We start from the raw sequence: 10,147 nt of genomic DNA on the forward strand, positions 1-10,147 counted from the left end.
AAACACAAAAAGTAGAAATCGTAGTATTGGGTTACACATAGTAGATTTAATATTTGTAAAAAAATATTTTAAATAACTTGTCAAAAACTTAAATATGATATACATATTATTGTTGGTAAAAAGTTAACCATAAGATTACATAAGATTACATAAGATTTTGTTAAAAATTCTTATCTTTTTAGATAATAATTTTTGGCAATAATTTAGATGATCGTGAAAGATATAGAATCTAAAACTTAGTGAGTAGAGTGTCAAGAAGAGAGTATATGAGGAGATTTAAAGAGAATAGGGGATAAATTTAAATGGTTATAAGATGTGGTTTAAGAAGTGAAAATATTGATAGTAAGTGAAGTAATGCAGATATCATGATTAAAAAGGGAGAGTCAATTGAAATTAATTAGTAGAGAAGGAAGTAAATATAAATATAGGAAAGAGATAATAAAACTTTTTCCCAAACATGATTGCTATATTGAAGGGTTTTTGGGTACAGGATCAATCTTTTTTAATAAGGAATTAGCAAAATATAACATTATTAATGATACTTCAGAATTCATTTATAAAATGTTTTATTTTCTAAAAAAGAAACCTGAAGAGTTATACAGGAGAGTGGAGAAGGCGATAATATATGAGGATATCGTTGATGAGAATCAAGATAAGATTGAATATCATATAATAAGAGCATTATATTCACTTTTTGGAGCATGTACAAAAACAATAGTAACTAATAAAATAAATTCAAGGAAAAATTTTTTACAAAGACTTGAAAGTTATAAGGAAGAGTTTTAAAGGAAGTTGAGTCAAAGCATGTTTTTTAGAAAAGATATCTTTAAGTTTATCAAATCAATAACAACAAATATGAGGATGAATAAGAAAGTTTAATTTACTTAGATCCTCCATATAGCGTGTCAAAGGGACGGTTGAGTGATAATAAGGGATGGAGCATAGAAAAGTTAGAACAACTTATTTTAGAGGTTAAAAAATATAGGTGGCAATATGCAATAAGTGAATATGATGATGAGGAATATTAAAACTATTTGAAAAACATAAAAACATAATCTAAATATCTATTATGTGGGAAAATCAATGGGAGCTGCAGCAACATTTGGGCGTACAAAGTGTGAAATAGTAGCTACTTCTTATGTGGTTGATTTGAAGGAAGAGAGAGGAGAAATAGTTAAAAAATATCGTAATTTATTATAGTTAAATATGTTTTAAATCGAATTCATTTATTAAATTAACTTAAACATTTTGATAAAGCATACTTTATCAAAATGTTTAAGTTAATTACCTATCATACTTACTTTTTATGAATCATACTTACTTTTTATGATGTTACTGATAATCATCAAACTATGATTGAATTGGTGCCAATGGCGGCATGTTTAGAACTGTCCGATCATTAAGATCATCTTTTATTCTATTTAAAATCTCTTCATTGGGGGTTTTCTCATTATCAAACGCACTACATGCCATAGAAAAAAGCTGAGCTACCATATCCTTTAAACTTTGACCACCATTTGGAGTTGGAGGAGTTGTAGGAGTTAAATTAGCTAAGTCCAAATCCGACCCATTATTTTTTTCTTTAATCGCTTCTTGTAAATCCTTAATAACAACAATAAGTTCTCTTCCCTTACTTGGAGACTGCTTTAACCATTGAATAAATCCATCCAACTTGGTTTTCCTTGTATCCTCTCTATCTTGACGAGAGATATTCATTGATGATGAAAGTAATTGATTTTGAAAGTCATCAAGTGTCTTAACCTCATCAGAAGATAAGACCTCATCAGAAGATAAGATATCCTCAGGTGTATCTCCTATAACGCTACAACTAATAAGGAATAAGTAAATAAATAAATTTAATAGAAAATTCATGTGTCAACCCTCCTTAATAAATGTATACCATTAATAACAAAAATAATAAAATTAAATTGTACATAATAAGATAATATCTAATTTATTGATAACAAAGCGGTACTGCCCTATATTTTAATAGATGAAAGAGAAAAAAATGAATATAATAAGGATCCTTGTATCCTTGTTATTATGTTTTATCTTGATGCTTGGATGTCAAAATGAGCCTAGTGAATATGACATAGGGTATGTTACTAAAATAAGTAAAGAGGAAATTGCTAAGCTTGAACAATTCATTGATGTTACTAAAGATTATGAGAGTGTACTAGTAGATATATATAACGACTATATTGGGGATTATAATGCAATTAAGACCTATTCTAACTGCAATGGCAATTCATGTTTGTGGTCTGATGTAAGGGAAGAGCATGTTAGTAGACTAAAGGTAGGTAATCTTATAGAGGAATATAGTAAGCTAGTAGAGATGCTACAGACAGGAATAGATAATTATACCCCTCAAACTTTAATTAACTCAATTGATAAGTTTAAAGAAGATCTTAAAGGAGAACTTCCTCTTATAGGAGAAGAGAACCAAAGACGTCCTCACAACGCTTCTATAGCAAGAAATATTGCTGAATCTTACTATAATACTATGAAAATAGCTGTTACAAGTTATGTTGATGCTTTTGCGTATTTAGTGTCAACACTGTCTTCACCAGAGCTTACTGAGGCTACTGAAAGCTTTGCAACTGCATCAAAAGTATTTGTAGAAAAGAGAGGAGATGCAGCTACACATGCAATCTTATATGGTATTATGACTATTATTTCTCAAGGAAGTCTTATTAATGCACAAAGTATATCTGAGATGTTTGGTAAGGAAGGAGAAGAGTTCTCACCATCTATTGGTAAACTTTATTATGTTTATAAAGCATCTAAACCATACTAAAAAAAGAGGACAGAATGAAGAACAAGTTCTTATACTAATAACAAACTTATAGAGTATAATCTGAATAAACATCATCATTTAGCTTATACTCTATAAGACATTTTTTATAATATAGGACAATACTTATAAGTAGAACATTAAAAGAAAGATGATTGTTTGTAAATTTTTTTCATTTTATTTGTATTATTTTTAATTCTGTTAAGCCATTTTGGCAAAAATCTTTGATTGATAAAAGCAATAACATCATCAAGGAATTGTTTTTTAATTAGATAGGTACTCTTATGTCGTGAAGAAGTTAAACCGATGTTAGAAATAGATTCTATCCAGATAGGATTTTGATTTTTTAAAAGGTTAAAATAATAAAATAGGCTAATAGAGTAGTTTTTGCATATATTAGGGTTAATGCTATTGATTAAGGAGATAAGTCCTATATAATTATCCATAATGTGATTTAAAGGGAAGGTAGGAAAGTTTCTAGTGTTTAAAGGATCAAATACCCGATTCAAGGTTATAATTAGCACGCTCATTTAAAGCCTCTAATGTAGCAGCAATGTCTGAGTCTTTATTAAAAGTGATATTTTCTGTTATTCTGTACTGCCTATCACCATTAGTTGTAAATATTGTATCTGCAGAAATAGAACCCTTTCCAGTGGCTATAATTTTGTAAGCAAGTAAGGCCTTACATGCTGAATGTCTCTTAAGGTCAACCTTTCTAGCTTCCAGTTTAGTACGTATTTGTAAAGTAGAGAGTAGTAAAAGGGTTGAATCTTATTGATTAATTTGTTATAATATAAGTAATTAAGTAGAGGGAGATATTTTGAGTTTGCATACTATATTAGAGTAATGTTTTAGTTGTGTTTGTAGACAAGAAGTTAGAGCATCAAATTATATTGGGTGGTATTGGTAAGTTTGATAAGGATAAGATTTCGATTAATGATAATATTGTTGTAAATAAGGATAGTGGTAAGGTTGCAATTAGGAATGATAATGCTAGTATTAAGGCTATTTTAAAAGAGATCGTGAATTTAATAAAGGATATCAAGATTACGGAATCTTATAATGATAGTATTACTGGTTCTGCTGCTACACCGTTAATGCTATCTCTGGTGCTGTAAGTGGAAGTATTGTTGGGTATATGAATGGTAGCTATATATCTCAGATAAATAGGTGTAGTAGTAATATGGAGAAGTTTTTAGAATAAGTTAATAATGAGTGTAATTTGATATAATTGAGTGAGGACGTGAAATGATTAATTTAGCATATAAACAAATGCCAGAATATAAATATGTAAAGCAGGCATTTATTGAAAAGGGATTTGAAGAGGATATAATAGAATCTTTTTTGCTTCTTAATCTAGTTTATAGTGATGATAATGTAAAGGACAAGATAAAGTCACTTGAGGATAAACTTATTGCATTTGAGGCTGAGTGTAAGGGTAGATTTGATAAGGTAGATAATAAGATAGAAGCAGTAAGGAATGAGATAAAGACAGTAAGAAGTGAGCTAAGTAGTGAAATAAAGGAAGTAAGGACTGAGCTTAACGGTAGGATAGATAAACTTGACGATAAGATAGAAGCAGTAAGGAATGAACTAAGTAGTGAGATAAAAGAAGTAAGGAATGAGCTCAGTAGTGAGATAAAGGAAGTAAGGAATGAACTTAACGGTAGAATAGACACAATTAAGAGTGAGCTAAGTAGTAAGATAGACTCAGCGATAAAGCCACTTTATTGGATATTTGGGTTTGTGTCTACATTTGCTGTAAGTGCAGTAATAGGATTATTTATACATTATCTTAGTAAATAAGTGATAAATTTAATATATTCACAATATTTCTAGTAAAGATAAGACTTAAAGATCTTATCTTTACTAGAAAAGAATTAGTGCATAATGAGATTCTGTAGCATAAATATCACCAGATAGAGCTTGATATTAAGTATTAGAACTTATTCTTTTAAAAAAGAAGTAAATTGTGTAAGACTGTTTAAGATATATAGTTATTAAAAAGAGAAGAGGTGAGAAAATGAAGTTAATAAATAAAGCGTTAATAATAATTAGTCTAGTTAGTAGTGTTATGTCGTGTAAGCTGTATGACAAGTTGCTAGATAAAGTAGAAGAGTCTTTAGATAAACAAGAAGTAAGTGTAAGATCTTCTGCTAGCAAGCCAGATACTAATGCTATAACTGACATGCAAGATAGCGATGTTGGAGCTAGTGAACAGAATAGTGGTAGAAGTGGCCGTAGGGCTAGAAGTTTAGATGATTATAGCCAAAATGAACAAGAAGAGGTTGTTAATAAAGTCGATAGTAGTGGTTCAGAAGCAGAGCAGAATGTAGCTATTGTTAAAGAGGATAAAGTAGTTGTAGAGTCTTTAAGCGATAAATCAAAACAGGGTGTGATTGTTAATGAGGAGACGAAGGAGCTTTGTGATAAAGCTAATGAAATAAAGAGTCAAGCTGAGACTCGGTTAGTAGAGGTTGGTGCAATAACTAAGAATTTGGAACAAATAAAGAAAAAACTTGACGAGGTAAAAACTGAGGTTACTAATGCCGAGACTGATTTTAATAAAGCAAGAAGGGGGTCTAATAGTGAATCTAAACAGAAATTATTGGCTGACTTACACAAAGCTATTGATAAGGTTAGGAATAGTAGGAATTATGCAGATTTAATATTGTATAATGAAGCAAAGGGTTCATTAGAAAGTTCAGAAGGTAGTTTTAATAATGCTAAGAGTCAGGCTGAAATTGCTTTGAGTGATATCAAAAGTATTTATAGAGCATCGGGCGGAGCTTACTATATACATAAGGCAAAAGAAGCAATGGAGGGAGCAGAAAAACTTTTAGAAGATGCTCAAAGGGATCAATCAACGCTTAAGTTTAGAATGAATCAAGTAGAGGTAGACTTCAGCAAGTTAAAGCAAGCACATGAAGCACTGGTAGGAATAATGAATTGAGTTATAAGTAAGAAATATGAACTTAAATGATACCTATTAATGCTGGGGAAATTCATTAAGTTCATTACAAGACTCCTATTAAGCCTGTAAGTCTAAATTTATATGCCTTTTCAGTAATAATAATATCAAAGAATAAAAGAGATGTTATAAAAGAAAAATAAGAGAATAAAGTTGATATAAATAAGTAAGTGAGATAAGTTATTTGTAAGATGTATAAAGAAGGAAAGTAAATGAGAATAATAATTGTAACATTAATAATGTTACGAGGCTCGATAGCATGCCGTTGAGTTTAAGTTTATAAGTCTTCTCATCAATGATATCGTTATGGAAGTATTTATCAAGAGATTGAATCTCATGAATAAATTTATTAGCATTTATATTTTTATTTATAGTGTCTACTTTAGCCATAATAAGATTCTTATAAAAAGTAATATGAATATAAAGAATTGTCATTTTACTATTAGATATATGTTATTTATAAATGACTAATTAAATAGTTGCAGTAATAGTGACATTAATATCTATTATGTTAATGTCACTTGTGTTGAAAACCTATTTTTATGATTTTTTTTGATTATTTTTTAAACTTGTAAATTCATTCATAAATTTATTAAATAAATCTTGTTCACTTATAATTCTCTTTAATAAAAATTCAACAAAATCTTTATTTTGTTTGCAAGTCATATAAATATCTGGAGTATCAAAGCCAAAATGCAAAAATTTTTTGTTTTGTATTTGCTCTAAATTACCATTTTGTCTTGCATTATTTATAAAAGCTATTGTTCGTCTATATCCATTTTGTACTACATGATTTTCATCGATAATTCCATCCTCTATAGCTTTTATAATTTTAATATAAGTATATGCTTGAGTTTTACCTAATTTTGGATATTGTTTTAAAAAAGCATTAAAACTTTTATGTCCGTCAAGTCGATATAATTGATTGACTTTAATAAGATACAACATTTTAGGATTTTCTAATGCAAGTTCTACTATAGTATCGGTATTATTATCTAAAGTATTTTTACATTGATTATATAATGCTCTTTCTTTTTCTTCTTCGGTTTTTTGTTTAACTGGTAATACTTTTGGATTTAGTACTGGACTTATATTTTTTTTTCTTTTTAGTTCCATATTTGATGCTCCTTTTATATGTAAGTTTATACCATATTTATGGTTGAAATATATGTTAAAAATAAATCTAAAATTTCTTTATTGCGATTATTTTTGGTTTTTTTCATATTATATAGAATACACTTTATAAAAGTTGTTCAACAGTGAACAAGTATAAGCAGAAAAGACTAAAAAAATAAACGCAATTCCATTATTATGAATATCTTCTATTTTGATTTTTCCATTTAACAACTGTGTGTATACCCTTATATATCTATATATAGTAGCTTCATTGTATGAAAAATATCTTAAAAAAGCACTAAAAGATTTATAATTGTCATATTTATATAACTCTCTTTTTTTAATGTCATACATTATTTCCATTAATCTTATTCTAATGTCCCTTACATTTAGCACTATTTTTTATTTCATCTTTATATGAAAAATATTCCATTTTTTTGTCTTATTGACAGCAATACTATTTCTATTAAGTAACATAACATTATCTTTTTCCATAATTAATTCCCTTTTTATTATTTAATTAATCTCATATTACATTGGGTATATTTAATATATTACTTAAAGCATTTTTTATCTCTTTATAATAATTCTCATTTTTATTTGGAACTAAACCTTTATTAATCACTTTTTGAAGTAAAGTTGTATAGTGAACTTTACCTTTAATTAAGTTTTTATACTTCTCTTCTAATAGATTATCTAATTGAATTACTTCATTTCTATTTTTAATGAATCTATTCTTTATTATTGATATATCTATTTTTTTCCTATTAATCTCCTCTATTCTATTTACTCTTTTTCCTATTTCGGAAAACCCCTCTATAGACCACCTTTCAACTTCTATAGGAACAACAAAATTATCTGTAACACTCAATGCGTTTTTTAATAAAAAATTAGAATTTGGGGCGGTATCAATTATCACATAATCAAAATTTTCTTTTATTAAATACTCTTTAAAGCAAAATTTTAATAATACTTCTTTAAATTTAATTGACTCACCTTCAAAATCTAATAAATCAGGATGAGAAGGAAGTAAATATGTATAATTATCTATTTGACTTAAAAAATCATTAACTTCAAAATGTTTTTCAGCATTATCACATACCATTTGTTTTAATAAACAAAATACGTTTATATTTTTTAAACTAAACACTTTATCCATAAAATAACGAGTAACACTATTTTGGGGGTTTAAATCTATAATTAATACTTTTTTATTCATATTAGATAACATGTAACTAAACATAATGGATAAAATACTTTTACCAACACCACCTTTAATACTACCAAATGTTACTACTTGTGCTTTTTTTGTATTCATTTTCCTAAAACTCCTTTATCTAGTTTTATTATTTCAAAATTATAGACTTATTGATATCATGATAATTTATCACATAACATTATAGCTCTATTTTTAGCACATTTTTCTTAATAAGAAAATCTATTAATTTGGGTTTTATTCCTTTAAAATAAGCTTTATATTATAAATTATGAATAGTGTAGAAGAATATTAGTAATAAATTCTTAATAAGAGTAAAGGTTATAAGATAAATAATAAATAAATATATATATATCTTTATTAATAAGCATAATAACATTTAGGTTTAGTATTGAAAGAATTAAATTGAAATAAGGCTTAATAATAATACATAAAAATCGGAAAGAGATATATTATTAGAATAGAGGTGATAAATGAAGGTAATGATTAAATCGTTAATGATAATTAGCTTAGTTGGCAGTGTTATGTCGTGTAGGTTATATGACAAGTTACTAGATGTAGCAGAAGAGTCTTTAGATAAACAAGAAGTAAGTATGGAATCTCATGACAAACCAGAGACTGATGCTACAACTAGTGAGCAGAATAGTGGTAGAAGTGGACGTAGGGCTAGAAGCTTAAGTGATGACAGTGAAATTGAGAAAGAAGAAATAGGTAGTAATAAAGACATTAGTTATAATCAAGCAAAACAGATTTTAGCTGTTGCTGGGGATAAAGGTGTGAAGCTTTATGATAGTAGTGCATTGAATGATGATAAAGTGAGTGATCTTAAAAAACTTACTAATGAAGCTAAGAAAATTAATGTTGAAGTTGATGCTTGTATAGTAGAGGTTGATGAGATAGTTAATGAGTTAAGTAAAATAAATACAAGATTTAGTGTGATGAAAATAGAGATTATGGCTATAGAGGGTGCCTTTAAAGAGGCAAAAAAGAATCTGGAAAGATTAGATAAACAGTTGTTATTCAAATTGGATCAAGCTATTGATAAAGTGAATAATAAGATAAAAAAGGCAGAGTTAATAAGATATAAAGACGCAAATAATGCAGTAAAATATGCTGGAGAAGATTTTGAGAGAACTAAGAGAGAAGCTGATGATGCTTTAAAAAGAATAGGAAGTGGTGATACAAGCTGGTATTGGTACTATTTTCCAAGGGCACAAAGAGCATTATATGATGCAAAAAATCTTCTTGAAATTGCTAAAAAGGATAAGTCAGGACTTGATTCTGAAATGAAGCAAGTCGAGAAAGATTTTGATAAATTAAAGCAGGCACATGAAGATTGGAGTAGAAATAAGACCTTATAAAGGTAGGTAGATATATTTAAAAATGAAGTCCTTGAGTGTAAGAAGGCTTCATTTTTAGGATAAGTAACATTTATTTCTTTTATTATTTGAATAATATCTTGACTAATATAATTATCAGAGTATCCGGTATTGGTTTTAATATTTTGTAATAATGATTTTGCATGTCCGATAAGCCTAAGCTTATAAGTCTTCTCATCAATGATATCAAAATAGAAGTATGTATCAAGAGGTTAAATCTCGTGAATAAATATATTAGTAAAATTATTAGTGATTGTATTTTCTTCTCTAATACGGCTGTTAGACATATTAGGGATCCTATGATTATTAAATTTAGTTATGTTTTACAAAAATACCCTTAAACCATTAATTGAGGAATAGAGTTAAGTTTATTATATTATTTTAGAGATGAACTGCAAATAAATATTTAGGTATAAATAAAAATAACAATAAATAATAAAAAAATATGGAAGTAAGAATGAGTAGGTAAGTGGTGTTAAATAAGGCTTAATAGAGATTATAAGTTGAATTGATATAGAAAAAAAAGCAACGCAATGCATAATAAACCAAAGTGAAGTAGATATCCTAATAATTAATAACTATAAAAAGGAAATAGTTTAAGTATAGGAGGATATTTGTTGTATTATAAATAAATAAAAGAGAACAAATATTATACTAATTAAAACTTAACT

At 27.6% G+C, this 10,147-nt stretch carries 10 protein-coding genes; 6 read left to right on the plus strand and 4 right to left on the minus strand.

What is annotated here, in order from left to right:
- Window positions 1–387 precede the first annotated feature (387 nt).
- Complete coding sequence (locus DB313_RS05530; protein ID WP_120104879.1) at window positions 388–786, plus strand: DNA adenine methylase; 399 nt, start codon at window positions 388–390, stop codon at window positions 784–786.
- 564 nt (window positions 787–1,350) lie between these two features.
- On the opposite strand, the gene DB313_RS05535 is transcribed toward DB313_RS05530, so the two are convergent.
- Window positions 1,351–1,872, minus strand: coding sequence for a hypothetical protein (locus DB313_RS05535; protein WP_120104880.1), 522 nt, complete (start codon window positions 1,870–1,872; stop codon window positions 1,351–1,353).
- Between the two features lie 136 nt (window positions 1,873–2,008).
- Here DB313_RS05535 and DB313_RS05540 point away from each other — a divergent pair, with 136 nt between their 5' ends.
- The 4 genes from DB313_RS05540 to DB313_RS05565 all read left to right on the plus strand — a co-directional run bounded on the left by DB313_RS05540 (window position 2,009) and on the right by DB313_RS05565 (window position 5,747).
- The gene (locus DB313_RS05540) at window positions 2,009–2,797 is read left to right on the plus strand and encodes a hypothetical protein (protein WP_120104881.1); all 789 of its coding nucleotides are present in this window, start codon (window positions 2,009–2,011) and stop codon (window positions 2,795–2,797) included.
- Between the two features lie 854 nt (window positions 2,798–3,651).
- Window positions 3,652–3,912: a hypothetical protein gene (locus DB313_RS05555; protein ID WP_120104883.1), complete on the plus strand. Its 261-nt coding sequence runs from the start codon at window positions 3,652–3,654 to the stop codon at window positions 3,910–3,912.
- 130 nt (window positions 3,913–4,042) lie between these two features.
- Window positions 4,043–4,600, plus strand: coding sequence for a Bdr family repetitive protein (gene bdr, locus DB313_RS05560; protein ID WP_120104884.1), 558 nt, complete (start codon window positions 4,043–4,045; stop codon window positions 4,598–4,600).
- Window positions 4,601–4,817: 217 nt separating this feature from the next.
- Entirely contained in the window at window positions 4,818–5,747 is a 930-nt protein-coding gene (locus DB313_RS05565) for a hypothetical protein (RefSeq protein ID WP_120104885.1), read from the plus strand.
- Window positions 5,748–6,305: 558 nt separating this feature from the next.
- Here DB313_RS05565 and DB313_RS05570 read toward each other — a convergent pair.
- The 3 genes from DB313_RS05570 to DB313_RS05580 all read right to left on the minus strand — a co-directional run bounded on the left by DB313_RS05570 (window position 6,306) and on the right by DB313_RS05580 (window position 8,199).
- Window positions 6,306–6,881 (minus strand): chromosome replication/partitioning protein, encoded by a 576-nt coding sequence (locus DB313_RS05570; protein ID WP_120104886.1) that lies wholly within the window; start codon window positions 6,879–6,881, stop codon window positions 6,306–6,308.
- Window positions 6,882–6,989: 108 nt separating this feature from the next.
- Window positions 6,990–7,277 carry a chromosome replication/partitioning protein gene (locus tag DB313_RS06635; protein WP_152031119.1) on the minus strand — a complete coding sequence of 96 codons (288 nt, stop codon included), beginning with the start codon at window positions 7,275–7,277 and terminating at the stop codon, window positions 6,990–6,992.
- 130 nt (window positions 7,278–7,407) lie between these two features.
- Window positions 7,408–8,199, minus strand: coding sequence for a ParA family protein (locus DB313_RS05580; RefSeq protein WP_120104888.1), 792 nt, complete (start codon window positions 8,197–8,199; stop codon window positions 7,408–7,410).
- A 371-nt stretch (window positions 8,200–8,570) separates the two neighbouring features.
- Here DB313_RS05580 and DB313_RS05585 point away from each other — a divergent pair, with 371 nt between their 5' ends.
- On the plus strand, window positions 8,571–9,458 hold the full coding sequence (locus tag DB313_RS05585) for a hypothetical protein (protein WP_120104889.1): 888 nt from the start codon (window positions 8,571–8,573) through the stop codon (window positions 9,456–9,458).
- Window positions 9,459–10,147 lie beyond the last annotated feature (689 nt).

It is taken from the genome of Borrelia turcica IST7, assembly GCF_003606285.1.
GTDB classification, from domain to species: Bacteria; Spirochaetota; Spirochaetia; order Borreliales; family Borreliaceae; genus Borrelia; species Borrelia turcica.

Excerpts from the sequence above, each read along its gene's own strand:
- DB313_RS05580 (WP_120104888.1), bottom strand. The coding sequence starts at position 8,199 with ATGAATACAAAAAAAGCACAAGTAGTAACATTTGGTAGTATTAAAGGT.
- DB313_RS05540 (WP_120104881.1), top strand. The coding sequence starts at position 2,009 with ATGAATATAATAAGGATCCTTGTATCCTTGTTATTATGTTTTATCTTG.
- DB313_RS05535 (WP_120104880.1), bottom strand. The coding sequence starts at position 1,872 with ATGAATTTTCTATTAAATTTATTTATTTACTTATTCCTTATTAGTTGT.
- DB313_RS05565 (WP_120104885.1), top strand. The coding sequence starts at position 4,818 with ATGAAGTTAATAAATAAAGCGTTAATAATAATTAGTCTAGTTAGTAGT.
- DB313_RS05570 (WP_120104886.1), bottom strand. The coding sequence starts at position 6,881 with ATGGAACTAAAAAGAAAAAAAAATATAAGTCCAGTACTAAATCCAAAA.
- bdr (WP_120104884.1), top strand. The coding sequence starts at position 4,043 with ATGATTAATTTAGCATATAAACAAATGCCAGAATATAAATATGTAAAG.
- DB313_RS05585 (WP_120104889.1), top strand. The coding sequence starts at position 8,571 with ATGAAGGTAATGATTAAATCGTTAATGATAATTAGCTTAGTTGGCAGT.